General features: G+C 61.2%; 24 protein-coding genes. 13 read left to right on the top strand and 11 right to left on the bottom strand.

The genetic code is table 11. The features are described from left to right. The first annotated feature begins 23 nt into the window (after positions 1–23). Positions 24–392: a MerR family transcriptional regulator gene (locus GTP58_RS03255; RefSeq protein ID WP_161076244.1), complete on the top strand. Its 369-nt coding sequence runs from the start codon at positions 24–26 to the stop codon at positions 390–392. 29 nt (positions 393–421) lie between these two features. Here the strand turns inward: GTP58_RS03255 and GTP58_RS03250 are convergent, their stop codons facing one another. Beyond that, complete coding sequence (locus GTP58_RS03250) at positions 422–2,242, bottom strand: DUF4153 domain-containing protein (RefSeq protein ID WP_161076243.1); 1,821 nt, start codon at positions 2,240–2,242, stop codon at positions 422–424. 87 nt (positions 2,243–2,329) lie between these two features. On the opposite strand from GTP58_RS03250, the gene dapC reads away from it, so the two are divergent. From dapC to GTP58_RS03235, 3 genes are read left to right on the top strand one after another with little or no spacing between them, the layout of a single operon-like run. After that, positions 2,330–3,544 carry a succinyldiaminopimelate transaminase gene (gene dapC / locus GTP58_RS03245; protein WP_072780494.1) on the top strand — a complete coding sequence of 405 codons (1,215 nt, stop codon included), beginning with the start codon at positions 2,330–2,332 and terminating at the stop codon, positions 3,542–3,544. Positions 3,545–3,554: 10 nt separating this feature from the next. Continuing rightward, positions 3,555–4,382 (top strand): 2,3,4,5-tetrahydropyridine-2,6-dicarboxylate N-succinyltransferase, encoded by an 828-nt coding sequence (gene dapD / locus GTP58_RS03240; RefSeq protein ID WP_072781517.1) that lies wholly within the window; start codon positions 3,555–3,557, stop codon positions 4,380–4,382. A gap of 35 nt (positions 4,383–4,417) precedes the next feature. Continuing rightward, positions 4,418–5,557 (top strand): PilT/PilU family type 4a pilus ATPase, encoded by a 1,140-nt coding sequence (locus GTP58_RS03235; RefSeq protein WP_072780496.1) that lies wholly within the window; start codon positions 4,418–4,420, stop codon positions 5,555–5,557. A gap of 5 nt (positions 5,558–5,562) precedes the next feature. On the opposite strand, the gene GTP58_RS03230 is transcribed toward GTP58_RS03235, so the two are convergent. The 4 genes from GTP58_RS03230 to GTP58_RS03215 all read right to left on the bottom strand — a co-directional run bounded on the left by GTP58_RS03230 (position 5,563) and on the right by GTP58_RS03215 (position 10,340). Beyond that, positions 5,563–6,078, bottom strand: a complete 516-nt coding sequence (locus GTP58_RS03230; RefSeq protein ID WP_161076242.1) for a YfiR family protein — start codon at positions 6,076–6,078, stop codon at positions 5,563–5,565. Further along, entirely contained in the window at positions 6,075–8,027 is a 1,953-nt protein-coding gene (locus tag GTP58_RS03225; protein ID WP_373924687.1) for a TonB-dependent receptor plug domain-containing protein, read from the bottom strand. Before GTP58_RS03225 ends, GTP58_RS03230 begins: the two co-directional genes overlap by 4 nt. Further along, positions 8,014–9,249, bottom strand: a complete 1,236-nt coding sequence (locus tag GTP58_RS03220) for a sensor domain-containing diguanylate cyclase (protein ID WP_161076240.1) — start codon at positions 9,247–9,249, stop codon at positions 8,014–8,016. The genes GTP58_RS03225 and GTP58_RS03220 overlap by 14 nt, the downstream gene beginning before the upstream one ends. A gap of 200 nt (positions 9,250–9,449) precedes the next feature. Then, positions 9,450–10,340 carry a DJ-1/PfpI family protein gene (locus GTP58_RS03215; RefSeq protein ID WP_161076239.1) on the bottom strand — a complete coding sequence of 297 codons (891 nt, stop codon included), beginning with the start codon at positions 10,338–10,340 and terminating at the stop codon, positions 9,450–9,452. 132 nt (positions 10,341–10,472) lie between these two features. On the opposite strand from GTP58_RS03215, the gene GTP58_RS03210 reads away from it, so the two are divergent. Genes GTP58_RS03210 through GTP58_RS03200 form a run of 3 tightly spaced genes read left to right on the top strand, consistent with a single transcriptional unit; the run spans position 10,473 to position 12,870 of the window. Further along, a complete protein-coding gene (locus GTP58_RS03210; protein WP_161076238.1) occupies positions 10,473–11,558 on the top strand; it encodes a sensor histidine kinase in 1,086 nt (361 codons plus the stop codon). Positions 11,559–11,575: 17 nt separating this feature from the next. Then, positions 11,576–12,280, top strand: coding sequence for a LytTR family DNA-binding domain-containing protein (locus tag GTP58_RS03205; RefSeq protein ID WP_202413466.1), 705 nt, complete (start codon positions 11,576–11,578; stop codon positions 12,278–12,280). Positions 12,281–12,315: 35 nt separating this feature from the next. After that, a complete protein-coding gene (locus tag GTP58_RS03200) occupies positions 12,316–12,870 on the top strand; it encodes an RNA 2'-phosphotransferase (protein ID WP_161076236.1) in 555 nt (184 codons plus the stop codon). Here the strand turns inward: GTP58_RS03200 and GTP58_RS31230 are convergent. After that, on the bottom strand, positions 12,867–13,529 hold the full coding sequence (locus GTP58_RS31230) for a PEP-CTERM sorting domain-containing protein (RefSeq protein ID WP_229215406.1): 663 nt from the start codon (positions 13,527–13,529) through the stop codon (positions 12,867–12,869). The two genes, GTP58_RS03200 and GTP58_RS31230, sit on opposite strands and share 4 nt — an antisense overlap. A 161-nt stretch (positions 13,530–13,690) precedes the next feature. Here GTP58_RS31230 and GTP58_RS03190 point away from each other — a divergent pair, with 161 nt between their 5' ends. Genes GTP58_RS03190 through GTP58_RS03175 form a run of 4 tightly spaced genes read left to right on the top strand, consistent with a single transcriptional unit; the run spans position 13,691 to position 18,131 of the window. Then, the gene (locus GTP58_RS03190; RefSeq protein WP_072780508.1) at positions 13,691–14,044 is read left to right on the top strand and encodes an ArsC family reductase; all 354 of its coding nucleotides are present in this window, start codon (positions 13,691–13,693) and stop codon (positions 14,042–14,044) included. Between the two features lies 1 nt (position 14,045). Continuing rightward, positions 14,046–15,179: a succinyl-diaminopimelate desuccinylase gene (gene dapE, locus GTP58_RS03185; RefSeq protein ID WP_161076235.1), complete on the top strand. Its 1,134-nt coding sequence runs from the start codon at positions 14,046–14,048 to the stop codon at positions 15,177–15,179. Positions 15,180–15,224: 45 nt separating this feature from the next. Continuing rightward, complete coding sequence (prmB, locus tag GTP58_RS03180; RefSeq protein WP_161076234.1) at positions 15,225–16,112, top strand: 50S ribosomal protein L3 N(5)-glutamine methyltransferase; 888 nt, start codon at positions 15,225–15,227, stop codon at positions 16,110–16,112. A 12-nt stretch (positions 16,113–16,124) separates the two neighbouring features. Further along, positions 16,125–18,131 carry an ATP-binding cassette domain-containing protein gene (locus GTP58_RS03175; protein ID WP_072780511.1) on the top strand — a complete coding sequence of 669 codons (2,007 nt, stop codon included), beginning with the start codon at positions 16,125–16,127 and terminating at the stop codon, positions 18,129–18,131. 13 nt (positions 18,132–18,144) lie between these two features. On the opposite strand, the gene GTP58_RS03170 is transcribed toward GTP58_RS03175, so the two are convergent. Further along, on the bottom strand, positions 18,145–18,615 hold the full coding sequence (locus GTP58_RS03170) for a chemotaxis protein CheW (protein WP_161076233.1): 471 nt from the start codon (positions 18,613–18,615) through the stop codon (positions 18,145–18,147). A 114-nt stretch (positions 18,616–18,729) separates the two neighbouring features. Between GTP58_RS03170 and arfB the strand changes: the two genes are divergently transcribed. Further along, positions 18,730–19,122, top strand: coding sequence for an alternative ribosome rescue aminoacyl-tRNA hydrolase ArfB (arfB, locus tag GTP58_RS03165; protein WP_161076232.1), 393 nt, complete (start codon positions 18,730–18,732; stop codon positions 19,120–19,122). Here arfB and GTP58_RS03160 read toward each other — a convergent pair. Continuing rightward, the gene (locus tag GTP58_RS03160; RefSeq protein ID WP_161076231.1) at positions 19,112–19,837 is read right to left on the bottom strand and encodes a sulfite exporter TauE/SafE family protein; all 726 of its coding nucleotides are present in this window, start codon (positions 19,835–19,837) and stop codon (positions 19,112–19,114) included. The genes arfB and GTP58_RS03160 overlap by 11 nt on opposite strands. 84 nt (positions 19,838–19,921) lie before the next feature. Here GTP58_RS03160 and GTP58_RS03155 point away from each other — a divergent pair, with 84 nt between their 5' ends. Further along, complete coding sequence (locus GTP58_RS03155; RefSeq protein WP_161076230.1) at positions 19,922–20,818, top strand: LysR substrate-binding domain-containing protein; 897 nt, start codon at positions 19,922–19,924, stop codon at positions 20,816–20,818. On the opposite strand, the gene GTP58_RS03150 is transcribed toward GTP58_RS03155, so the two are convergent. The 3 genes from GTP58_RS03150 to GTP58_RS31225 form a co-directional block, all read right to left on the bottom strand. Further along, positions 20,819–22,684, bottom strand: a complete 1,866-nt coding sequence (locus GTP58_RS03150) for a flagellar assembly protein A (RefSeq protein WP_373924686.1) — start codon at positions 22,682–22,684, stop codon at positions 20,819–20,821. Between the two features lie 109 nt (positions 22,685–22,793). Next, the gene (locus GTP58_RS03145) at positions 22,794–24,587 is read right to left on the bottom strand and encodes a flagellar assembly protein A (RefSeq protein WP_161076229.1); all 1,794 of its coding nucleotides are present in this window, start codon (positions 24,585–24,587) and stop codon (positions 22,794–22,796) included. 302 nt (positions 24,588–24,889) lie between these two features. Then, a complete protein-coding gene (locus GTP58_RS31225) occupies positions 24,890–25,132 on the bottom strand; it encodes a hypothetical protein (protein ID WP_229215405.1) in 243 nt (80 codons plus the stop codon). Between the last annotated feature and the right edge of the window lie 305 nt (positions 25,133–25,437).

The raw sequence follows: 25,437 nt of genomic DNA, 5'->3' as shown, positions 1-25,437 counted from the left end.
TCAAGCATTATCTGGAGACCTGTATGCAAATCGGAGAGATGGCCGACGCCACTGGCCTAAGCCGCGACACCCTGCGTTTTTACGAAAAACGTGGCCTGCTGCGCGCCCGCCGCAGCGCCAATGGCTACCGCGACTATCCGCCGGAAGCCGTGGACTGGCTACGCTACATCCGCCTGGCGCAGACACTCGGCTTCACACTGAATGAAATCGAAGCCGACCTGCCGCTGCTGGCCGAACCGGATGCCGCCGCACCTCAGTTGCGCGCCGCGCTACAACGCAAACTCGCCGACATCGACCAGCGCATCTCCGGTCTGCAAATGCTGCGCGGGGAACTGGCGCGGCGCATAGGCGACGACATGCAGAACTGCCCATTGCAACCCATCCCTGAGTAGCAATTGACTCACCGGCGATGAAACCTCTGCTATTGCAGCTTGCTGCACTCCAGATCCTGCTCATATACCGGGTCCAGCTGCACCTGCCGGCCGCCGACATTTAACTCCTTGTAGCGCGGCGCCTCCAGGGTGTACTCCCCCTTGCGCAGCTTTTCCATGAGCGGTTTGCAGGCGAGGTGGCGGTAGCTGATGGAGGCGACCACCGTCCACTGGCCATCACGCCCCTCCGCAAACAGCTGCCCGCCCCAAGGACTATGCTGCTCCACCAACAGCACCTCCGGTTTACCATCGCTATCGGCGTCAATCAGGATCGCATCGCATTTACCTTCTTTCCTGCTCAGGCAATCGGGCTTTTGATTATCCGGAATAGCATCCCATTTCTGCGCCAGGAAGCTGGCTGGCAGTGTGGCTTTGGCTGGCCAGACAGTCAGGTTGTCCGCCACGGCGACTGGCGTCGTAGAGAGTGACGCCGCCTTCCAGCGGTCCGTATCTGTCCACGCCAATGCTTCGGCAGCGCCGCGTTGCAATGCGGCGGCGTCCGGCCCTGTGCTGCGCAGCTTTAACGCCTCCAGCGCGGCGCGGCCATAGCGCCCGCCCTCAAACCGCAGATAGCGGAAATCGAAATCGGCGACCTTGGTCTTGCCCTTGGCCAGACGCGCCATCTGGCTATTGACGCCGATGCGTGCGGGATCGGCTATCGGCGTAAATAAAGCCAGCAGCACGGCCAGCACCAGAAACGCCGCCAGCACATTCACGATGGTGACGGGATTGAGCCAGGTCTCGTACTGATATGCCGCCCACAGGTAGCCCGCCGCGTAGAACGCCGCCACCAGCAGACACGCCGCAGCCACCACGCGATCCGACGTCCAGCCGTATTGATGAACGCGCAGGCCCAGCGCATAGACGCCGACCATGACCACCGGCAGTATCAGTATCGCCGCCGTGCGCGCGCTGACGCGCAGCGCCAGCGTTACCTTGGCATCGCCATTCTGGAACGCCGCATTAATCAGCACCAGCAGCACAGCAGCTACGCCCAGCAATACCGACGTCGCATGGCGCGTTTCCCACAGGGCTTTCAGGCCCGTGAATGGCAGGGAGCACAGGAAGCCAGTAACCAGCACCACGGCCACCGGCAAGATCCATGACATCAGCACCAGCAGCAAGGTACGGATGCCGCGCACGATCGACGGCCGCACATCCGTTACGTGCATGGCGCAGGAGAAGGCCGTGCAAATCACCGGCACATTGAACCAAGACTCTTGTAGCATCTGGTGCAGGAACTTCAGCTTGACGAGCATGAACAGTTCCGCGCCCAGATACAGCACAAAGAACAGCGCTCCCACAAAAAAGCCCGAGAACAGCAATTGGATCGCATGCTTCCAGGCGGTCTCGAAATAAGTGCCGTAGCGCGCGATGCGCCGTCCATCGTGCGCGCCTGCCCGCACCAGGGTGTGCGCAATGAAGAAAAACACCACGCTGAAAAACACCATCAGGAACGACGGCGTATGCGAAGGCCTGTGGTCCCAGCCCATCATGAACGGATGCGAGTTCAGGCCACGCCACACATCATGCGCCGAAAACGCCAGCAGCACGGCCAGCACCGCCAGCAGCCAGATGACGATTTGGCGCGGACGCAGATGGCCCAGACTGGAGATCAGCAGTACCGGCATAATTACCAGCGCCGTCAGCAGCGGCACCATCAGATACGGCTCCGTGGCAGGCCAGACGCCATCGCGGCCAGCGGCGTATAACCAGTACAACAGTAATCCCTGCACCAGCCCTGTACCCAGCCGTGCCAGCATGACCTTGCGGCTGACCTGCGTCTCCAATGCAATCTCGTGTTGCTCCATTGTCTCCATCCGTGATTGGTAATTCGTATATTTTAATAATTTAGCATGGATGACCCGACAGGCGCTGAGGCGCTATAATCAAAGACTATGAACCCACTTCTCGACAAGCTGCATCCCTACCCGTTCGAAAAACTTCGTTTGCTGTTTGAGCAAGTCACCGCCAATCCGCAGTACAAGGCGATCAGTCTGGGCATGGGTGAACCCAAGCATCCTACGCCCAAATTCATCCAGCAGGCGCTGATCGACAATGTCGATGGCCTGGCCGTCTATCCCACCACCATTGGCACTCCCGACATGCGCGCTGCGATTGCCACGTGGCTGGAGCGCCGCTACAACCTGCCCAAGCTGAATCCCGCCACGCAGGTGCTGCCGGTGAACGGCTCGCGCGAGGCGCTGTTTGCGCTGGCCCAGGCAGTCATCGACAAGGATGCCAAGTCGATTGTGGTCAGTCCGAATCCGTTCTACCAGATTTATGAAGGCGCGGCCTACCTGGCCGGCGCCGAGCCTTACTTCGTCAACTCCGACCCGGCCCGCAACTTCGGCTGCGACTATGACAGCATTCCGGTCGAAGTGTGGCAGCGCGTGGCATTGCTGTTCGTCTGCTCGCCGGGCAACCCAACCGGCGCCGTACTCTCGCTGACCGACTGGGAACACCTGTTCGCGCTGTCGGAGCGCTACAACTTTGTCATCGCCGCCGACGAGTGCTACTCGGAGATCTACCACGGCGAGCAGGCGCCGCTGGGCGCGATGGAAGCCGCCCATCAACTGGGCCTGGCCACCATCGACAAGCCATACGCGCGCCTGGTGGTGTTCAGCAGCCTGTCCAAGCGCTCCAACGTGCCGGGCATGCGCTCGGGCTTTGTGGCCGGCGACGCCGATGTCCTCAAAAAATTCCTGCTGTACCGCACCTATCACGGCGGCGCCATGAGCACCGCCGTGCAAGCTGCGTCCATCGCGGCCTGGAACGACGAAACCCACGTCGAACAGAACCGCGAACAATACCGCGCCAAGTTCAACGCCATCACGCCGCTGCTCAAGGACGTGCTGGACGTGGAACTGCCGGACGCCGGCTTCTACCTGTGGGCTGACGTCAGCCGCACCGGCCTGTCGGACACCGAATTCGCCCAGCGCCTGTACGCCGAATATAATGTCACTGTACTGCCGGGTAGCTACCTGGCGCGTGAAGCGCATGGCGTCAATCCGGGCCGCAACCGCATCCGCATGGCGCTGGTCGCCGAAACGGCGGAAGGCCTGGAAGCCGCGCAGCGCATTGTCCAATTCTGCAAGTCCCTTAACAAATAAGTTGAATATCATGACCCAACAACTCCAGAACATCATCGACCAGGCATGGGAAGACCGCGCCAACATCAACCCAGCCAACGGTTCCGCCGAACTGCGTGACGCCGTCAACCACGTGCTGGCCGGCCTGGACGCAGGCACCATCCGCGTGGCCGACAAAGCCACCGGCACCTGGGTAGTGAACCAGTGGGTCAAGAAAGCCGTGCTGCTGTCGTTCCGCCTGGAGAACAATGTGGTCCTGCCATCGGATGGCACCATGCAGTTCTACGACAAGGTACCAACCAAGTTCGCCAACTACACCGCCGACGATTTCGCCAAGGGCGGCTTCCGCGTGGTGCCGCCAGCAGTGGCGCGCCGTGGTTCCTTCATCGCCAAGAACGTGGTGCTGATGCCTTCCTACGTCAACATCGGCGCCTACGTCGATGAAGGCGCGATGGTAGACACCTGGGCCACCGTGGGTTCGTGCGCGCAGATCGGCAAGAACGTCCACCTGTCGGGCGGCGTCGGCATCGGCGGCGTGCTGGAACCAATGCAGGCCAATCCAACCATCATCGAAGACAACTGCTTCATCGGCGCCCGTTCGGAAATCGTTGAAGGCGTGATCGTGGAAGAGAACTCGGTGATCTCGATGGGCGTGTACATTGGCCAGTCGACCAAGATCTATGACCGCACCACCGGCGAAATCACCTACGGCCGCGTACCTTCGGGCTCGGTGGTGGTATCGGGCTCGCTGCCATCGGATGACGGCAAGTACTCGCTGTACTGCGCGGTGATCGTCAAGCGCGTCGATGCACAGACCCGCTCGAAAACCGGCATCAACGAACTGCTGCGCGGTATCTAAGCTGTATAAGCTGTAAGCCAACCGGGGAGATCATCATGGCCATGGATCGTTTGTTCCAGCTGATGAAGGAAAAGAACGCGTCTGACATGTTCTTTGCCGTGAACTCCCCGGTGCACATCAAAATCAACGGCAACCTGATTCCCATCAACCAGCAAAAGCTGGAGCCTGAAAACATCCATGCCCTGCTGGCGGAAATCGCCTCGCCGGAGCAGATGGAGGAACTGGCGGCCACCAATGAATTGAACATGGGCGTGTCCGTGCCCAACCTGGGGCGCTTCCGCCTGTCCGCGTTCAAGCAGCGCGGCACCATCTCCGCCGTATTCCGCTTTGTACCCGCCACCATCCCCGTACTGGCAGATTTGCAGCTGCCGCCCGTGCTGGCAGACCTCATCATGGAAAAGCGCGGCCTGCTGCTGCTGGTGGGCTCCACCGGTTCGGGCAAATCGACCACCATCGCGTCCATGCTGGATCACCGCAACGAACTGCGCTCCGGCCATATCCTGACGCTGGAAGATCCGATCGAATACCTGTTCCGCAATAAGAAATCCATTGTCAACCAGCGCGAGATCGGCAGCGATGCCAAGGACTTCTACACCGCCCTGCGCAACTCCATGCGCCAGGCGCCGGACTGCATCCTGATCGGCGAAATCCGCGACAAGGAAACCATGGCCGCAGCGCTGGCCTACGCGCAGTCAGGCCACCTGGTACTGGCGACGCTGCATGCGAATAACAGCTACAACGCGCTAAACCGCATCATCAGCTTCTACCCGATCGAAAACCGCGCAGCGCTGCTGCAGGACCTGTCAAGCACCGTCAAGGCGATCGTCTCGCAGCGCTTGATCCGTTCCCTCAACGGCGGCACGCGTTCGGCAGCGGTGGAAGTGATGGTCAACACCCGCTACATCTCGGACCTGATTGAAAAAGGCGAAATCGGCCAGATCAAGGAAGCGATGGAAAAGAGCATGTCGCCTGGCTCGCAATCATTCGAGCAGTCCTTGCTCAAGCTGGTGCATGATGGCCTGGTCAGCCAGGACGAAGCCCTGGCTAACGCCGATTCCGCCACCAACCTGCTGTGGCTCCTGAACAATGGCCCGGACAGCGCGGCCACCAAGGAAGAAGAGACCAAGGCCCCGGCCAGCGAAGCTTCCTTCACCGAGTTCACCCTCAATACCTGAACGCCCTACTTCACCTCACGCGCCAGCTTCAGCATCTGGTAGCTGAGTGTGAGGCCGCGCCGCCTGGCCTCCGTCTGATTAATGCGGAAGGCCAGGCCGTTCGGCTCGATCACCAGGCCGATACTGGCGCCGCTGCGGAAGGCATCGGCGCTATCGCCAATCACCAGCACGGGATCATCTGCCAGCACCTCATGCCAGCGCCGCAGGTCGCCGCGCGCACCGATTCCGAGCACCAGCAACTGGCACTGCGGCACGCGTTGCGGCTCGTTCAGCAGCAGCGTGTGTGTTGAAGCATTGGATGGCGTGGTTTGCATCAGCGCGCGCAAGGCTTCCTGCAAACGCGCATCGCCAGCTATGCAGTACGTGAACTCGCGCGCCGGTGGCGGCGGCCATTCTGTCAGCTGCGCGAAGCGGTAGATGAAAGCCGCCTTCAACTGTAGCTGGTCCTGTGCCAGGCAAGCCTGCGGCAATGGCAGCATCGCCAACAACACCCAGGCGAGCAATCGGCGCAAGGCGTTCATGGTCCGAACTGCCGCGTTAAACTCAGGCGCACTACGCGACCTGGCTGCCGCAATGGCGCGCCGACGGCAATTGGCTGGTCGTAGTAGCGCACATCCCCGGCGTTGTACAAGGACAGCGCCACATCGGTGTCGTTGGCCGGACGCCATAACAAGGTAGTGTTCAAGAGCGCGTAACCTGGCAGCGCCTGCGGGCCGCTGGTGCGGCGGCTCTCGCCGAGCACTTGCCACGACAGCCGCAGGCGATCACCTTGCAACGGCTGCGTGTACAGCAGCTTGACCAGCGCGCGCGGCGAATTATCGAGCCGGCGGCCTGTGTCGTCGGTGGTGCGCTGCAAAGACACTGAGGCCTGCAATTGCTGGCCGCCAGCCCAGCGCTGCTCCAGCCCCAGCTCCGCGCCCAGGTTGCGTATCGGGCCGCTGTTCTCAAATACCGGATAGTCCATTCTCAGGCTAATCAGATCCCGTATCCGCGACAGATACACCGATGCGCGGTACTGGAAATTACGCCCAAGCGCGTGGTCCCACGCCAATTCCAGCGTACGTATGCGCTCGGGCCTCGGCAGCGGCGCGTCCATCGGCGCGTTAGCGCGGTACTCGTACAGGTTGGCTTCGCGGAAGGCGCTGCCGTACATCAGCTTCAGCGATGCATCCGGCACGCCGCTCCAGATCCAGGCGAAGCGCGGATTGACCGTGGAGCCGCCTATCATCGCGCTGTCATGGCGCAGGCCGAGCGTCAGGCGGTGATGATCGCTGACCTGCCACGTATCCTGCAAGAACAGGCCGCGCCGCCGGTTTTCGCCAAAGAAGTAGTCATCCGGCTCTTCGCCCGCCGGGCCTTCGATGATTTGCTGCGTGCGGTCGTACTGGTACTCAAAGCCCGCCATCACTTCATGGTCATGCCAGCGCCGCGTGCCAATGCGCAGGTCCAGGTTATACCAGCGCCCCAGCGAGTGATTGTCGAAGACCATGGGCGTCAAGTCTTCACGCAGAAAGGCGTAGGCGCCCAAGTAGTCGCTGCGCTTCGAAGAAACCGCACCATACAGGTTCCACTCGCCCAGGTCGCGCTGATATTCAGCCGCGATGAAGTTGTTGTTGAAGACTCGGCGGTCCTGCAGGAAGCGGATCGGCGCATCCGGCCCCATATACGCCGGGATGCCATGTTCGCGGTGGCTGGCGCCCGCGCGCAGCGTGAGACCGCCATACCTGGCCATGGCCAGCAGGCGCCGCCCACGGTCCCAACTGAGCGGTTTGACAGCCTCGGCATCCTGGGGCCGCAAGTCATAAGGTGGGGCGATATCGCTCTGTTCAAAGGCGCTTAGTCCGAGCGTGGCCTCCCAGCCCTGCTCCGAGCGGTGACCGACGCTGGCGCGCACCTCGCGTGTACGGTCCGAATCCGCGCTGGCCCGCACCTGCAAGCCGTGCAGCTTGTCGGTGCCCTTGGTAATGATGTTGACCACGCCGAAGAAGGCGTTATTCCCGTATAGCGCAGAGCCGGGACCAGGCGCGTATTCGACATGGTCGATCAAATCGACGTCGACAAAGAATTCGCTGCCCAGCAGGCCCGCATCGTAAATGTTCTCGTTGACGCGCATGCCGTCGATCAGGAACAGCAGGCGCGCATTGAAATCGCCAGGCCGTCCCAGGCCGCGGGCGCCAACGTAAGTGAAGTTGCCGTCGGCAGTGACATACAGCCCCGGCATGCTGCGCAGGATATCGGCCATATTGCGCATGCCATAGCGTGCGATATCCGTATCCGTGACGACGTAGGTGACGGACGGCGCCTGCGAACTGCTCTGCGCAAAGCGCGACGATGTGGACTCTTCGACGTCACGCGTGACATCGGTCGGCGTCTGCCGCAGCAGGTCCTCCAGGCTGGCCGGCTGCTGCTGCGCCAGCGCTGCCGTTGACAGGCAGGCTGCCCATAGCAGCAAGGCACTACGCGGCCGCACGCAGCGCCCTCCGGTAGCAGTTCTTGCCAGCCCGCTTGGCCTCGTACATGGCCTGGTCCGAGGCATTGAGCAGCGCAGCCGGATCATTGGCATCGACAGGCGCAAACGCCAGTCCCACCGTGGCGCCGATCGGCATGATCTGGCTGCGTATGGTCATGGTGACGCGTACCGCATCGATGAGGCGTTGCGCCATTTGCTCGGCGGCTGCTTCATCTGGCAGCTCCGGCAGGATCAGCGCAAATTCGTCGCCTCCCAGGCGGCACAGCACATCACGCGAGCGGACCACGCTGGTCATGCGGCGCGCAACTTCGCACAGTACCTCGTCGCCAGCGTCGTGGCCATGTTTATCGTTGACGGTTTTGAAGTTATCCAGATCGATGAACATCAGCGCCATGAGCTCGTGCCGTTCGACGCTGGCGCCAATGTAACGCTGCAAAGCGCCCTGGAAGTACAGGCGGTTGGGCAGGCCAGTCAGGCTGTCCTTGTGCGCCAGTTGCTGGAACTGCTGGCCCGCCTCCTGCTCCTGTTCGAGTTTCTGGTGCAGGTCTGCCTGCCAGACCTCAATCCGCTTGAGCATATCGTTGAAACGTTCGGTCAGGCGCCCTACCTCGTCGGGACGGTAGACATTGGCACGCTTGCTGTAATCACGTTCGCGGGCAATGTGCTCGGCCAGGTTGGACAGTTCGACCAGCGGCGCCAGTGCGCGGCGCTGCACCAGAAGCAGGCCGCGCCAGGCTACCAGGATGGCCACTGTAATCAAGGCCATGGCCACTGCGCTCAGTACCAGTACAGAAGTGCGCAAACCATCCAGGCTTTCGCGCAGCACCAGTACACCGACTGTCTCGCCTTTCAACTGTATCGGTGTCCACACTTCCAGGCCGCGCAGGGTCGCTGACGCTGCGCCCTCCTGCTGGCTGGCGGCGGCCGGTGGCATCACACGCGGCAGCGGCGCGCTCTCAACGGCCTGCCACTGCGCAAACACCTCACCGGTCTGTGTCTGTACCTGCACCAGCAGCAGATCGCTGCGGCGGGAGAAGGCTTCCAGCTCGCCGCGCGCAGCAGCACGGTCGGCAAACACCATCATCGGCGACACACTGTTGGCCAGCTGGCGCGCGCTGAGCTGGGCGGCATGCAGCTGGTGAGCGCGCGCGACATACCAGGTCGCGGTGGCCAACAAGGCAAACGTCAGCAGCATGGTGATGGTCAGCAGCTGCAGGTTCATGCGCGTTAGCCGCTGGACCAGAGAATCAGCGGGAGCGGGCGAAATAACTCCGGAATTGCTCATGTAGGGGCCAAAATGGTATTTCCGACAAGAATCTTTTTTGGAATTGTAAGCTTAAAGTCTCCTGTTGTGGAGCAAAAGCTCAGTGGCCGTGGCGGCTAAACCACCCCGGCCCCTATCTGGCCCCCGCCAGCAAAAACTTAGCTTAAAAATCTGGCCGGACTGGCGTCGAAAATCTTCTGGTGAGAAGCCATGCAAAAGTAGTATGTCCGGCCTTGATAGACCGACGACGGCGCGTTCGCCTTATCGACATCCATTTCGCAGACAGGACACAGCGGGTGCTGCGCAGTCGATTTCCGGCGCTTGGCATATACCATATTGGAGGCGGGATCCAGCCAGCCCTGCCCCTGGTATTCCAGGGTGTTCGCAGTATTGAGCGCCACAGCGCGCCCAAAGTAGCGTTCCACAACGCGCAGCGTCAGATCGATACCGGACGAAAGGCCGCCGGAGCTGGCGAAACGGCCTGATTCGACAAAACGCGCGCCACGTTTGAGCGCTACGTCAGGGAACGCCATCACGAATTGCGCATAGGCGCTATGGTGCGTGGTTGCGGCTTTGCCGGACAACAGGCCTGTTTTGGCCAGCACAAAGGCGCCGGTGCAAACCGACATGGTCAGGTCCGCAGTGCGCGCCGCCTCGCGTATCCAGGCCAGCATGGCTTCGGTGGGTTCGCCCTGCGCGGGGATAACAATGATCTTGGGCGCAGGCGCTGTGGCGAAGGTATATTCCGGCACGATGGTCATGCTGCCGCCAGCCTTGACCGGCGCAGTGGTTTCAGCCACCGTATAAAGCTGGAACACCGGTTCCGTCGCCCGTCCGGGGACGCTGACGTTCTGGAATACTTCCCACGGTCCTGCGAAATCGATGACGACCGCGCCATCCGACAGCAGGACGGCCACGGGGATGCTGCCTTCCGCTGGCGGCTGCAGCGGGTTGGACAAAGCCTGCTGCGGCCTGGCGTTCCCAATATTGGGAATTGCCGCTGCCAGCCCCATGGCCGCCGCCAAACGGAAAAGATCGCGTCGATTCATTATTTATCCTCCGAGTTAGAAGCTGTGGAGTGTCCCATCGCGAGCACGGCGACACGAGGCGCTTGCCTGCACGCTTTCGTGAATTCGCTGCAAAACGTCGCTGCCGGGCTGCTTTTCCCCTATGATTGCGCCATGAAATCAAGCTCCCATTCTTTGGCCAGTTCATGGCGCTACGTGGCTGGTGGCTGGCTGGCGATCGCCCTGTTCGACGCCATCCAGACCGTGGCCTCGATGCGCGCGATGGGCATGCATCACGCCTGGCTGACCTTATTTATCGTAACCGCCGCCTCCTGGGCGCCCTGGGCGGTGCTGACTCCCGCCATACTGGCGCTGCTGCAGCGTTTCCACCTTCCGTCCCGCGCGGCCGCGCCATGGGGAGTGCATATCGCAGCCTGCCTGGCAATTGGCTGGGTGTGGGCGACATGGGCGGCGCTGCTGGAGCACCAGACCAATCCATTTGCCTATGCGGCCGGTCCCGGCTCTTTCGAGCTACTCTGGAAATCCAAGTTCCTCGGCACGCTGGTGATTGATGTTCTGCTGTACGGCGCCGTCGTCACGCTGGCGTTGATGCTGGACGCGCATAACCGCCTTTTGCACCAGCGAACGGCGAGCGCGCAGCTTGCCGAACTGCTCGCGCAGGCACAGCTCTCTGCGCTCAAACTACAAATCGAACCGCATTTCATTTTCAATTCACTCAATGCCGTCACCGGGTTGATACGCGAAAAAAAGGATAACGAGGCGATTGCGATGATCGCGGCGCTGGGAGACCTGCTGCGCCGTGTCACCGACCAATCGGAGCGTCAATTTGTGAGCATGGAAGAGGAGATCGAATTTCTGCGTAAATATCTGGCGATACAGCAGATGCGCTTTGCCGAACGGCTGCGCTACCAAATCGATATTCCCGATGACCTCATGAAGGCGCAGGTGCCGGACTTCGTCGTACAGGCGCTGGTGGAAAACGCGATCAAGCACGGCATCGCCAAACGCGCCAGGGGTGGAGAACTGAAGGTAGCCGCCAGCCGCGATGGCGACACGCTCGCACTGTGTGTCTCCAATGACGGCCCGCCGCTGCCAGAGCGTCTTGAGGAACGGGTAGGCATCAGCAATACGCGTCAGCGCCTGCTTGCCTTGTACGGTAACGCCTCGGACCTGACGCTGCAAAACCACGCCAGTACCGGTGTGGTGGCCACCATCACCCTGCCTTACCGCGAGCATTAATGGACAACAGCAGGAATTTGTTACGCGCCCTGATCGTCGACGACGAGCCTCTGGCACGCAGCAATGTCGCCGCACTGCTTGCGCGCGACGCGGAAATCACCATCGTAGGCCAATGCGGCTCGGCCGAAGAAGCCATCACCGCGATAGCCAGCCTTACACCCGACCTGGTATTCCTCGACATAGAAATGCCGGAGTGCGACGGCTTCGAGCTGCTTGAGCGTATCGGTCCGGCGCCGGCCTTCGCGATTGTGTTCGTCACCGCTCACCATCAGTTCGCACTGCGCGCGTTTGAAGTGGGGGCACTGGACTACCTGTTGAAGCCCTTCGACGATCAGCGCTTTGAACGTGTGCTGGCGCGCGCAAAAGAGCGCCTGCAGACCAGCAGCGAAACCAGGCGCTTCATCATCAAGAACGGCAGCGCACTGGAAGTAGTGAAATTCACCGACATCGACTGGATTGAAGCCAGCGACTACTACTCGACACTGCATGCCGGCAGCAAGACCTATATGCTACGCCGCAGCCTGGCGGATCTAGACGCGCTGCTGGCAACGCATGGCTTCTCGCGTATCCACCGCTCTGCCATCGTCAATCTCGACCGCGTCAGCGCGTTGGAGATCCGCGAGGACGGCGAGTACGAGGTCGTCCTGCACAATGCCAAACGCCTGCGAATGAGCCGACGCTATCGCAAGCCTATCCTGGAACGGCTCGGCACCACGCAGTAGCGAATTGGCAAACGGTTCTTGTATAATTTTCAGCCATGAATAAGAATAAATTGGAAAGTACCAGCAAATTCCTGTCGCTGATTCTGCGGCACGCGCCAGAAACCGTGAACCTTCAGCTGGACCAGCATGGATGGGCCAATGTGGCGGAGCTGCTGGAAAAATCAGCCGCGCATGGCAAAGCGTTCACGCGCTCAGAGCTTGAGGAAGTGGTCGCCACCAGCGATAAAAAGCGCTTCGCCTTGAGCGAAGACGGTCTGTCGATACGCGCTAATCAGGGCCATTCCGTTGCGAGTGTCGATCTGGCGCTGCCACCTGCGACACCGCCCGCCATCCTCTACCACGGTACCGCCAGCCGGTTTGTCGACTCGATCAAAGCCAGCGGCTTACACGCGAGATCACGTAACCACGTCCATCTTTCGCTGCAAAAAGACACTGCGATGAATGTCGGCCAACGTCATGGCAAGCCCGTAATACTGGAGGTCCGGGCGCAGGCCATGCATCAGCAAGGCCACCAGTTCTACGTGTCTGAGAACGGCGTCTGGCTGACGGAGGCCGTGCCCGCGTCGTTTATCAGCTTCCCTAACGCTTAGGCCTTGCGGCGGCGCGCCACCACACCCAACGCAGCCAGGCCGGCGATCAGCATGGCGTAGGTTTCTGGCTCAGGGACTGGCGCCATGCTGTAGGTGATGTTATCGATGCCGACGTTGTAGGCATTATCTTCCCACTCGATACGGATGCCGCTTGCACCAGTCCAGCTGCCATTAAAACTGCTTGGGCCATTAGGATTGTCGTTGCCCACGGTGCCGGCATAGTTCATCAGCACATGGCCGCTCAGGTCCGAAATGGTGATCTTGGTGTTGCGGGTCGTGTTGGAATAGGCGCCCAGATCGAAGTGCGACAGCGTGACAGCCTGGCCGTTCAGCGACACCAGATCAATACGGGCTTTCGAGTTGTCGTTGCCACCTGGTGCAAACACGATGCCATGCAGCGTGTTGTAGCTGGCAGACCACCACTGCAGCGAGCTGCCTGGAATACGCGGCGCCGAGTACTGCACGTCGACCACGCCGGCCACATCGCCGTAGGCCTGCGAGATGGCGCTCCAGTCACCGCAGGCAACGACGCTGCCGCTGCCATTGGAAGCGCTGTTGCAAGCACCCAAAGTGTCGAAGTCCAGCACCGTTGCCTGGGCGGCGGATGCGCCCATTGCCAAGGCGGCGATCGTCGCGAAGATGATTGGTTTGATTTTCATGCCGTTCTCTCATTGTTATCAAAATATTCTCGCAAGTATAGCTATCATCATGGTAAATGACGATTTGATAATTGGTGAAACCAGTTTTTACCGATGGGCCGCCGCTATGAGCGGGCCTGCATGGCGTGGTATCCTACCGGGTCCAACTTTCCCGAACGATCATGACCATTACCGTCTACGGCATCCCTAACTGCGATACCGTCAAAAAAGCACGCACCTGGCTGGCCGACCAGCAGCAGGATTTTGTTTTCCACGATTTCAAAAAACAGGGCCTGACCCGCGACATCGTCGCCGGCTGGCTCAAACACCTGTCGCGCGATGTGCTGGTGAACCGCAAGGGCACTACCTGGCGCGCGCTGTCCGATGAACGCAAGGCGTCCATCGTTGACGATGAAGCAGCCATCGCGCTGATGCTGGAAAATCCATCCGTCATCAAGCGCCCGGTGCTGGACAAGAATGGCACTTTCTCCGTCGGTTTCTCCGACGCGCAGTATCAACAAATCTTCAATAGCTGATATGACTCCATCCAAGACCCTGGCGCTGACCGAAAAGCTGATCTCCCTGTCCTCCGTCACGCCGGACGACAAGGGCTGCCAGCAGCACCTGATCGACCTGCTGACCCCACTGGGCTTCGTCTGCGAAACCATCGAATCGAATGGCGTGACCAATCTGTGGGCGCGCCGTGGCACAACCTCGCCAGTGATGGTATTCGCCGGTCACACCGACGTGGTGCCTACCGGCCCGGTCGAACAATGGCGCTCGCAGCCTTTCACCCCGACCCATCGCGACGGCAAGCTGTATGGCCGTGGCGCGGCGGACATGAAGACCTCCATTGCCGCCTTCGTCGTCGCCTGTGAAGAGTTCATCGCCAAGCACGCCGACCACAAAGGCTCGATTGCCTTCCTGATTACCAGCGATGAAGAAGGCCCGGCCACCGACGGCACCGTCATCGTCTGTAACATCTTGAAAGAGCGCGGCGAAACGCTGGACTACTGCATCGTCGGCGAGCCAACCTCGGACGAAACCCTGGGCGACATGATCAAGAATGGCCGCCGTGGTTCGCTGTCCGGCAAGCTGACGGTCAAGGGCGTGCAAGGCCACATCGCCTACCCGCAGCTGGCAAAGAACCCGATCCACCTGGGCGCACCTGCGCTGGCCGAACTGGCTGCCGAAGTCTGGGACCACGGTAATGAGTACTACCTGCCGACCTCCTGGCAGATGTCCAACATTAATGCCGGCACGGGCGCCAACAACGTGATTCCGGGCGAGATGGTCATCGACTTCAACTTCCGCTTCTCGACCGCCAGCACGCACGAGGAACTGAAACGCCGCGTTCACGCCATCCTGGACAAGCACAATCTGCACTACGACATCAAGTGGGCGCTGAGCGGCCTGCCATTCCTGACCCCGCGCGGCACCCTGAGCGATGCGCTGTCGTCGGCGATCAAGTCGGAAACCGGCGTGGACACGGAACTGTCGACCACTGGCGGCACGTCGGACGGCCGCTTTATCGCTCAGATCTGCCCTCAGGTGATAGAATTCGGTCCTCCCAACGCAAGTATCCACAAGATCGATGAGCATATCGAGCTGCGATTTGTCGATCCGCTGAAGAATATCTATCGCCGCACGCTGGAAAACCTGCTGACGTAACAGCAGTGCGGCGTGGGCTCCGATGACCGTTTTACCGAGATAGCCATGAACACGACTCCATTCACCACGCCGCGCGACCTGCTGCGCTACGCCGTCACCCGCTTCAACACCGCCCAGCTGTTCTTCGGCCATGGCAGCACGGAAGCGTATGACGAAGCAGCCTATCTGATCCTGCACACGCTGAAGCTGCCGCTGGACCTGCTCGATCCATTCCTGGACGCCAAGCTGCTGCCGGAAGAAATCGCGGCGGTGATGGCCGTGATCGACCGCCGCGTCAACGATCGCGTGCCGGCGGCCTACATCACCAACGAAGCCTTCCTGGGCACTTACAAGTTCTATGTTGACGAGCGCACCATCGTACCGCGCTCCTTCATCGCCGAGCTGATTCCAGAATACTTTGCGCCGTGGGTCAACGAGCCAGAGAATGTGTCCAACATTCTGGAACTGTGCACGGGCTCCGGCTGCCTGGCTATCATGATGGCCGACGCCTTCCCGGACGCGCACGTGGATGCCGTCGATATTTCGGCCGATGCGCTGGAAGTCGCCAAGCGCAACGTGGCGACCTACGAACTGGAAGACCGCCTGACGCTGATCCAGTCCGACCTGTACGCCAATGTACCGGACAAGAAGTATGACCTGATCATCACCAATCCACCGTATGTGAACTCGTCGTCGATGAGCAAGCTGCCGATGGAATACCGCGCGGAGCCTGAACTGGCGCTGGACGGCGGCAAGGACGGCATGGACATCGTGCGCCGCATTGTCGCCGGCGCTGCTGAACGTCTGACCGATGATGGCCTGCTGATCGTTGAAATCGGCAATGAAAAGGAATTCGCTGAAGCCGCATTTGGTGAACTGGGACTGACCTGGCTCACCACCAGCAATGGCGACGACATGGTCTTCCTGCTGACGGCAGACCAACTGAAACTCTAAGAAGAACCACGAATGATTCGCTTCAATCAAGTAAGCCTGATGCGCGGCGTAAAGCCGCTGCTGGAACAAGTAGACGTCACCCTCAATCCGGGCGACAAGATCGGTTTGATCGGCGCCAATGGCGCCGGTAAATCCAGCCTGTTCGCGATGATGCGCGGCGAGCTGCACCCGGACCAGGGCGACATCGACTTCCCGGCCAAATGGCGCGTCGCTTACGTGGCGCAGGAAACCCCGCCGCTGGAACGCGCCGCGCTGGACTACGCCATCGACGGCGACGTCAACCTGCGCAAGCTGCAAGCGGAACTGGAGCGCCTGGAAACCGAGCCTGAGTCCACCGAAAACGGCATCGCCATGGGCGAGATCTACAGCGCCCTGGCCGACGCCGACGCCTACACCGTGCAGTCGCGCGGCGAACAGCTGCTGCTGGGTCTTGGCTTCTCGCTCGACCAGATGCAGCGCCCCGTGGCCAGCTTCTCGGGGGGCTGGCGTATGCGCCTGAATCTGGCGCAAGCGCTGATGTGCCCTTCCGACCTGCTGCTGCTGGACGAACCAACCAATCACCTGGATCTGGACGCCATCATCTGGCTGGAAGACTGGCTCAAACGCTATACCGGCACGCTGCTCATCATCTCCCACGATCGCGACTTCCTCGACGAAATCGTCAACGTCATCGTGCACATCGACGAACGCAAGCTGAAACGCTACTCGGGCAACTACTCGGCCTTCGAGCGCCAGCGCGCAGCGCAGATGGCGCTGGCCGCCGGTGCGCTCGAGAAGCAGCAGCGCAAACGCGCCCACCTGGAGTCGTTCATCGAACGCTTCAAGGCCAAAGCTTCCAAAGCCCGCCAGGCGCAGAGCCGCATGAAGGCGCTGGCCAAGATGGAAGAACTGGCGCCGCTGCGCGCTGCTGCCGAATTCTCGTTTGAATTCCGCGAGCCGCTGAACGCGCCAAATCCGCTGCTGGTGATGGAGGACGTCGACGCCGGCTACCGCAGCGAAGACCAGAAGACCGGCGAGATCTCCGAAAAAACCATCGTCCACGGCATCAACTTCTCGCTGCAGATAGGCCAGCGTATCGGTCTGCTGGGTGTGAACGGCGCAGGTAAATCCACGCTGATCAAAACCATCGCAGGCGAACTGGCGCCGCTGACCGGCGAATCCACCACCGGCAAGGGCCTGAACATCGGCTACTTCGCCCAGCACCAGGTGGAGATGCTGCGTCACGACGAGTCGCCGCTGTGGCACCTGGCGAAGATTGCGCCGACCACGCGTGAGCAGGAGCTGCGTAACTTCCTGGGCGGCTTCAACTTCCCGGGCACCATGGTCACCAGTTCGATCGCGCCATTCTCCGGCGGCGAGAAGGCGCGCCTGGCACTGGCCCTGATCGTGTGGCAGCGCCCTAACCTGCTGCTGCTGGATGAACCAACCAATCACCTGGACCTGGAAACCCGCGAAGCGCTGACCGAAGCGCTGGCGCAGTTTGAAGGCACGCTGGTGGTGGTATCCCACGATCGCCACCTGCTGCGCGCCACCACCGACCAGTTCATCATCGTCGCTGACGGCAAGCTGCAACCGTTCGACGGCGACCTGGATGATTACAAGGACTGGCTGTTCCAGACCAAGCTGGGTAAAGGCACCGATGTGCTGCCGGCAGCGGGCAAGGACAACAAGACTGCCTTCCCGGTGCAGTCGCCAGTGGCGCCGTCAAAAGCCGAAGCTGAAGCGCCGGTCGTCAACACCAAGGAACAGAAGCGCAAGGAAGCGGAAGACCGTCAGCGCCTGTCCGCGCTGCGCAAGCCGATCGAGCAGAAGGTCAAGCGTCTGGACGAGCAGATCGCCAAACGCACGGCACAGAAAGCGGAAGTGGATGCCCAACTGGGCGAGGAATCAATCTACGACGCGGCCAACAAGGCCAAGCTGAAGCAGTTGTTGGCCGATCAGGCGTTCTTCACCAAGGACCTGGGCGAACTGGAAGAACAGTGGCTGGCCTTGAATGAGCAGCTGGAGGCTTTGGCTTAACGGCTCACGGCCGCTAAGCCGCCTGCCGGGCGCCGAACTGCACTTTGCGGATGGACATGAGCTTGTCGATGTCCACCACAATCAGCCGGCGCCCTTCCACTTCCCCCAGGCCGACCAGATAATCAACCGCGCCGGCACCGGCAATCGGCTGGATCTGGGCCGGTTTCAAGGCGACGATATCCGTCACGCCATCCACCACCATCCCCATCACACAGCTGGACAGCTTGAGGATAATCACATCCGTCAACGGATCGTGCTGCGGTGGACGCGGGCCGAAGGCAATCCGCATATCGACAATCGGCATGATGACGCCGCGCGATACCACCACGCCACTGACGATTTCACCATCCGAGGAAAAGCGCTCCAGCGCCTTTAAGGGACGCAGCTCCTGGACTTTACTGAAGTCGAGCGCGTAATCGAGTCCGCCGAGCCGGAAAACCAGGTACTGGCATGACTCATTTGTCTGCGTGGTCGAGGAAGACATGATGATCCTTTCGTTCGGAGAACAGCAAGTATCATCCTAACCGTGACCCCACTGTCAGGCGTTGACTAGCGTCAACCTTCTCCGGCAGCTATGCACGTTTGCTACAATCCGCGCATGAACATCGATCCGAACGAAGTGGAATTCAGCGCCATCCGCGCCCAGGGGCCGGGCGGGCAGAATGTGAACAAGGTGTCCAACGCCGTGCATGCGCGCTTCGACATCACGGCTTCGTCGCTGCCCGAACATATCAAGGAACGCCTGTTGGCACTGCGCGACACCCGCATCACGCGGGAAGGTGTGGTGGTGCTGAAAGCGCAGCAGTCGCGCAGCCTGGAGGCAAACAAGGAAGATGCGCTGCGCCGCCTGCAGGAGCTGGTCGATAGCGTCGCCGTCCTGCCGACCGTACGCCGGCCGACCAAACCGACCCGCAGCTCACAGCGCCGCCGCCTCGATGGCAAGGCCAAGGACGGCGAACGCAAACAGCTGCGCGGCAAAGTTACCCTGTAATGAGACGCGCCAGCTGATGTATGCCCAGCGCCAGCAGCGCGATGAAGAAGCAGCGGCGGAACACGGCGGGCTGCATGCGGTCACGCAGCCATTGGCCCAGCACCATGCCGATGCCGGATGGGACCAGCGCCAGCAAAGAACTCCCCGCCGCCGTGACATGCCACTGGCCGCGCAACGACAGCATCACGGCCAGTGCCAGCGTACCGACGGTAAACGCCATGCCCAGCGCCTGCACCAGGTCATCCTTGTCGAGGTTGAGCGCTTGCAGATAGGGCGCCACCGGCATCACGAATACACCAGTAACGCCAGCCATGACGCCGGTGGCGGCCCCGGCCAGCGGCCCGGCCCAGCGCTCGTTGTGCGGCGCCACGTGCAAGCGCCAGCCCGTCAGGCCCAGCAAGCCATAGCCGGCCAGCGCCAGCCCGAGCACCGCGCCACTCCACGATGCAGCGCCTAGGAGGAAAGCCAGCGCAACGCCGGCGCACACCGCCAGCATCACCCACTTGAAACGCTGCCATAGCGGATACAGCGCAGGCCCGGCAGCCAGCTGCCATACATTCGTAACAGCCGAAGGCACAATCAGCAGCGCGGCGGCTTCCAGCGGCGGCATGCGCAGGGAAAGCAGCGCGATTGCCACCGTCGGCAAGCCCATGCCCGTCACGCCTTTAACCATGCCGGCCAGGATGAAAACCAGGGTAATGAAGAAGATGTCCATGCCAGCCATTCTGAGCGCTGGCGCGGCACTTGAAAATCTGGAATATACTGAGCCAGACTTCGGAATTTCCATAGGCACAAAGCGATGCGCTTCGACCTGACTGACTTGCAGCTATTTATTCATGTCGCTGAAAGCGGCAGTATCACGGCTGGTGCGCAGCTGTCGCATCTGGCGCTGCCATCGGCCAGTGCGCGCATACGCGGCATGGAAGAAGCGCTCAACGTGCCGCTGCTGGAACGCGGCCGCCGCGGCGCCGAGCCCACCGAAGCTGGCCGTACGCTGTTGCAGCACGCCCGTACCATCCTGCGCCAGGTCAGCGATATGCAGGCCGATCTCGCGCAGTTTGCCACCGGCCTCAAAGGCCAGGTGCGCCTGCTGTGCAATACCTCGGCCATGACCGAATTCCTGCCGGACGCACTGGCCAGCTTCCTCAAGGCGCATCCGCAACTGAGCATCAATCTGGAAGAACGCCTGAGCCGCGAAATCACGCGTGCCGTGGCGGACGGCGCCGCCGACATCGGCATCATCTCGGACGCCGTGGACCGTGGCGCGCTGCAGACCTTTCCCTTCCGTGACGATCCACTGGTGCTGGTCATGGCACGCGGCCATCCGCTGGCGCACGCGCTTGGCCACAAGCGCCACATGGCGTTTGCGGATGCGCTGGATCACGACTTCATCGGCCTGGCCGGCGACAGCGCTTTTCAGCAGAACGCCAACGAACAGGCGACGCGGCTGGGCCGGCGCATTCACTGCAAGATCCGTCTGCTCAGCTTTGAAGCCGTGTGCCGCATGGCCGCCAGCGGCGCCGGCGTCGCCCTGTTGCCGGAAGCGGCCGCGCGCCGCAGCGGCAATGGTCTGCGCATGGTCAAGCTCACCGACGAATGGGCCGACCGCAAACTCCTGATTTGCGTCCGCGACGCCAGCACCCTGCCCGGCTATGCCCGCGAGCTGGTTGGCGCGCTGGCAGAAAATCACCGCTAGCTAATCCACGTCCGGCGCCCAGTTGATCGGGCCGATGTGCCCTGAGTGCAGCACCGTCATGCCCGGCGTTACGGTACGCACCTTGGCCTTGACCTCTTTGGCGGGGCGGTCGTATGGCGCCGGTTCGCCCGGCACAAAACTCATGGTACGCACCAGTACATCGCCAGTCAGCAGCTCCACCACGCAGCGCGAGCCACGCTGTATCGCCTTCTTTTGGCGGATGACCTGGTTGACCTCTTCCTGCGCCTGTTCCTGCTGTACCTGCGCCGCCTTCATGGCCAGCGATATCTTCGCCACCTGGCGCAGCGACGGGCCGACTGCTTCCGCCATCTTGTGGAACAGCGGCTCCTGCTCTGGCGTCAGAGTGACTTCGCGCTTGCGCACGCGCGTCGCCAGCGTCAGATAATTACGGACCTCGGTCTGGCTGGTGATCGCATCCATCTCGGCCTTGCGCTTGTCGGCCTCGCGCGCCGCGTGCTGCACCTTGGGCTGCAGCTCGGCGATCTTCTTGTCGAATTTGGCGGTATCCGGCACCAGCGGATACAGCAGCATCTCGTTCTGTTTGCGCGGGCCGGCGTGAAGAATCTCGATCTTGCGCGCCGCGATGGCGCAGCCCTCGGCCACCTTGATGACCACTTCCTCGGCCATGATCTCGCAGTTGCTCGCCTCGCCGATCACCACGCGCGTACCCGAGATGATGCAGCTCTCCGCACGCGTCAGCGCGATCTCGCCGCGTTTGGTTTGCAGCACCGCGCCGGAAGCCACGCCCTGCACGCGTATCGCGCCGTCGGCATTGGTGGCGGTACCGCCCATCAGATTTTTACTCAGCACGATATCGCCGCCGCGCGACACGATATTTCCGAACACATCGCCGTGGATGGTGATGTTGCCGCCTTCGACCACGCGCTGCTCCTGCACGTCGCCAAACTCCTCGTACTCGCCGGTGAGTTGCAGATTGCCCGTGGTGCGCGCGCTCACGCCCTCGCGGCTGATGATCTTGGGGCCGATCGACAAACGCTTGCTGCCGGGGTCCACGCTCAAAAAGCCTTCGACTGCGGAGACCAGGTATTCCACGCCTTTGACGGTTTCGATCAGCGTGCCTTCACCGGCCACCGAAGTCAGCTCGATATCCTTGGGCACCGGCGGCTCCAGCACCAGTCCGGACAGCTCGTAGCCGCGCACGCCCGGTGTACGCGGCACCTTGCGCAGCAGCTTGACGTGCGGTTTCACCTGCGGGAAGCGGTTCTGGAACGTCTGCCAATCCAGCCGGCCATCCCCCTTCTCCTTGGGCGCATTGCTGCGGTGGATATCCTGCGACACTTCCACGATGGTAGCGTCCTTGCCTGGCGTCGCATTCAGGCGCCGCGCCACAATCATGCGCGCCAGCCGCCCTGTCAGGATCACATCGCGCACCGCCGGCGCATCAATGCCAAAGCGGATGCCCTTGACCCACATGTCGGAAACGAATTCGTCGAAGTTCAGGCGCGCTGGCTGCGGCGGCATGTCCGGCACTTCAAAGAACACCGGCTCGAAGTAATACTCCGCCTCGCCGTTGATGATCTTGACGTTTTTGTACAAAGCGCGGCGTGGCGCATGGAACGGCTCTATGCTGTCGGCAAAACGCAGCAAAGGCTTGTTCTTCAAGGTGTCCGGTAGATCGGGGCCGACGTTGTACAGCATCTTGCTGAACACCGCGTAATCCAGGCCAGTGAAGTAGGAGCTGCTGAGGAAAATCTGGCTGACGGCGGACAGGCAGGACACCGCCGCCGCATCCGCAGCGAAAAAGATGCCGTCGGCCCGCCTGACGATCGCTGCAGGCAGATCGCCTTCCGCAGTTTGTTCCAGCGCCGTAGCGTCGTCTGACACAGTGCTATCCCCAGGAAGATGTACGTCGGAAGCCCGCCATAGCAAGCGCCCTTCACTTTTTGATGTTAGCCCAAGATTAGCATGTTAAGCCGGGCTTGCGCCAGCCGCTTCAAGGGGACGCAGGCCGCAAGTGCGGGTTCATATGCCAGTCCAGTGAACCCAGGCTATCGGCAAACAACAACTCGCCGCCGGTCGGCGTGCCGCGCAGGCGCGCCTTGATATCCTTGGGCTGCAGTTGGCGCAGCGCCGCGGTGTCGGCGGCAAACGGCATGGTGCGGACCATGGTGTCGCCGCTGACCATGTGCAGACCGCAGCGCGAAATGCCGGCCGCTTCGATCTTCTGCTCGATCACGCGCGCCAGCCGGTCCTGCAGCAGCTTGATCTGGGTATGGCCGACCTGCAGTTCCTGTTGCAGCTTCTGCATGGCTTTCATTTCCTCCGCCACCGCACCGGCGATCTTGCGCAGATGCTGGCCCTGTTCCGGCGTCAGCACCAGTTCCTGCGTACGCAGCTTGGCGGCCAGCGCCAGGTAGCGGCGCACATCCGGCAGCGCCGAGATGCGGTTCAATTCCTCCTCGCTGGCCTGGTTGGCCTGGACAAAGGCGGCGATACGCATGTCCAGTTCCGCGATCTCCTGATCGAACTGGGTCACGTCCTTGACCAGCACATAAATCATCATCTCGGTGCGGCGGCGCGGGCCGGCGCTTTCCACTTCGACGTTACGGCCGGCGATGGCGCAGCCCTCCGCCACTTCCACGATCACCTCGTCGCCGATAATCTCGCAGTTGGAGGCCTCCTCCACCTTGACCCGGCTGCCCGAGATCACGCAGTTCTCGGCGCGGCTGATGGTGATGGCGCCGTTGGCCGCATAGATCACCGAGTTGGACGCCACGCCAGCGATGTTGATATTCCCGGCGGCGTTATGCACGCTGCCGCTGACCAGGTTCTTGTCCAGCACTACCGTGCCGCCACGCGAATGGATATTCCCGTAGACGTTGCCATGCACCGTGATATCGCTGCCCGTGACGTCGCGCTGTTCCTGCACATCGCCATATTCCTCATAAGCGCCGGCCAGTTGCAGATTGCCCGTGGTACGGCCGCTCACACCTTCCAGGCTGATGATCTTGTCGGTGATGGAGATGCGGTTGGACTTGGCATCCACGCTGAGAAAACCTTCGCGCGTCGAGACCAGGTATTCACCGTCCTCGAACAGCTTGGCCTCGGTGCCTTCTCCAGACAGGAAGCGCAGCGTCAGATCCTTGGGCGGCTCCGGGTCGGTCTTGCGTCCCGCCAGGTCAAAGCCCGGCAGGCCAGGCACCGGCGGCAGCTTTTTCAGCAGCCGCATATGCGCCTTGATTTGCGGGAAGCGGTTCTGGAAGCTTTGCAGGTCGATGCGGCCATCCGGCCGCGCCTTGGGCGCATCGCTGCGGTGCAGTTCGGACGACACCTCCACCACCGTGGCATCCTGGCCCGGCTCCGGTTCCAGGTCGCTGGCAAAGGTAATGCGGTCGGCCTTGGTCGACGCCATCGCCGCCTTCACCGCCGCCACATCGATGCCGAAGTGGATGCCCTTGTTCCACATATCGGCGATGAACTCGTCGATATCGAGCGCCACGGGGCGCTCGGGAATCACGGTGCCGTCGGGCAGCGTCATCTCTTCCAGGTACAGCTGCTGGAAGTAGTACTCGGCGTAGGACAGGCTCACTTTCGGATTTTTGTACAGCGACAGACGGCCTGCGTCGAACACCCGCACATCGTCGGCCAGGCGCAATGCCTGCTGACTGCCCGTGTCCGGCCCCACCCCGTACAGCGCCTTGATCAGGACCGGGTAATCGAGGCCGATGAAATACCAGCCCGACTGAAAGACGTGCGTGACCGCAGCCACCAGCGCCGGCTTGCTCATCCCAAGATCAATGTAAATTCCGTCCGCCAGCTTACCCAAACCAATAGGCAATGCCGGGCCGGAGGCTTCTGGCCCCTCGCCTGCGGCTGGCGCTGCGGATGCAACGTCTTGAACCACGGTCTTCCTCCAAACGGCACGCTCGGGCCGGAAGGCGTTGCGTGTGATTAATTAATCTTACACGCAGACCATAGAAAAAGAAGGAAATTCTGTGACTAAAACGGCACAACTGTGAAAATATTGATACAAACCAATACTAATCAAATAATAATAGTGCCGTTTTATTATGGTTAATTGCCAGGCAATTAACGACGGGGGGGATTGGCGTACAGGTCCTGGCTCACTTCGTTGATCTGGCGGCGCAGATCACGGCGTTCGTCCGGCGTCATGCGGCCGACGCGGCGGCTCATTTCCGCATTGCGGCTGGCTTCCTGCATGGCGCGGCGCTGTTCCTCGGCGCGCGCTTCGTAAGTGCGCGTATCGATCTGACGCTGTTCGCTGCTTGGACGCTGCTCGGTACGCTGACTGCCTTGCTGATGCTGCGGCACCTCGCGGCGCGGGCCGTCAGGGCCTTCAGCGCGGGCGATGCCGGTGCTGATTAAACCGCAGCATAAAAGCGCGGAAGCCAGGGAGGATCGAACGCAAAAAGATGCGCTAGCTGCCGCGGATTTTTTTTTGTGATCGATGAACATGGCGTTCCTAAAAAACTGATTCTATGCCCGCAGTGTATGATGCTTTGCCTGAGGGGGTAAGGCTAAATGGGTAAAGTTTGTAACACTTTGTAATGGGTTATCTTGCGTTCGTATTCGCAGGACGAATATGACGTTACCATAGCAACATGAATAAGACAATT

The organism is Duganella sp. CY15W, assembly GCF_009857555.1.
In the GTDB taxonomy this organism is placed as follows: domain Bacteria; phylum Pseudomonadota; class Gammaproteobacteria; order Burkholderiales; family Burkholderiaceae_D; genus Rugamonas; species Rugamonas sacchari.
The sequence above is the reverse complement of the archived record's forward strand: the minus strand, read 5'-3'. Positions and strand labels throughout refer to the sequence as shown.

Bases quoted from the DNA above. Each gene is read 5' to 3' on its own strand.
- GTP58_RS03255 (WP_161076244.1), top strand. From the start codon at position 24: ATGCAAATCGGAGAGATGGCCGACGCCACTGGCCTAAGCCGCGACACC.
- GTP58_RS03250 (WP_161076243.1), bottom strand. From the start codon at position 2,242: ATGGAGCAACACGAGATTGCATTGGAGACGCAGGTCAGCCGCAAGGTC.
- dapC (WP_072780494.1), top strand. From the start codon at position 2,330: ATGAACCCACTTCTCGACAAGCTGCATCCCTACCCGTTCGAAAAACTT.
- dapD (WP_072781517.1), top strand. From the start codon at position 3,555: ATGACCCAACAACTCCAGAACATCATCGACCAGGCATGGGAAGACCGC.
- GTP58_RS03235 (WP_072780496.1), top strand. From the start codon at position 4,418: ATGGCCATGGATCGTTTGTTCCAGCTGATGAAGGAAAAGAACGCGTCT.
- GTP58_RS03230 (WP_161076242.1), bottom strand. From the start codon at position 6,078: ATGAACGCCTTGCGCCGATTGCTCGCCTGGGTGTTGTTGGCGATGCTG.
- GTP58_RS03220 (WP_161076240.1), bottom strand. From the start codon at position 9,249: ATGAACCTGCAGCTGCTGACCATCACCATGCTGCTGACGTTTGCCTTG.
- GTP58_RS03215 (WP_161076239.1), bottom strand. From the start codon at position 10,340: ATGAATCGACGCGATCTTTTCCGTTTGGCGGCGGCCATGGGGCTGGCA.
- GTP58_RS03210 (WP_161076238.1), top strand. From the start codon at position 10,473: ATGAAATCAAGCTCCCATTCTTTGGCCAGTTCATGGCGCTACGTGGCT.
- GTP58_RS03200 (WP_161076236.1), top strand. From the start codon at position 12,316: ATGAATAAGAATAAATTGGAAAGTACCAGCAAATTCCTGTCGCTGATT.
- GTP58_RS31230 (WP_229215406.1), bottom strand. From the start codon at position 13,529: ATGAAAATCAAACCAATCATCTTCGCGACGATCGCCGCCTTGGCAATG.
- GTP58_RS03190 (WP_072780508.1), top strand. From the start codon at position 13,691: ATGACCATTACCGTCTACGGCATCCCTAACTGCGATACCGTCAAAAAA.
- dapE (WP_161076235.1), top strand. From the start codon at position 14,046: ATGACTCCATCCAAGACCCTGGCGCTGACCGAAAAGCTGATCTCCCTG.
- prmB (WP_161076234.1), top strand. From the start codon at position 15,225: ATGAACACGACTCCATTCACCACGCCGCGCGACCTGCTGCGCTACGCC.
- GTP58_RS03175 (WP_072780511.1), top strand. From the start codon at position 16,125: ATGATTCGCTTCAATCAAGTAAGCCTGATGCGCGGCGTAAAGCCGCTG.
- GTP58_RS03170 (WP_161076233.1), bottom strand. From the start codon at position 18,615: ATGTCTTCCTCGACCACGCAGACAAATGAGTCATGCCAGTACCTGGTT.
- arfB (WP_161076232.1), top strand. From the start codon at position 18,730: ATGAACATCGATCCGAACGAAGTGGAATTCAGCGCCATCCGCGCCCAG.
- GTP58_RS03160 (WP_161076231.1), bottom strand. From the start codon at position 19,837: ATGGACATCTTCTTCATTACCCTGGTTTTCATCCTGGCCGGCATGGTT.
- GTP58_RS03155 (WP_161076230.1), top strand. From the start codon at position 19,922: ATGCGCTTCGACCTGACTGACTTGCAGCTATTTATTCATGTCGCTGAA.
- GTP58_RS03145 (WP_161076229.1), bottom strand. From the start codon at position 24,587: ATGAGCAAGCCGGCGCTGGTGGCTGCGGTCACGCACGTCTTTCAGTCG.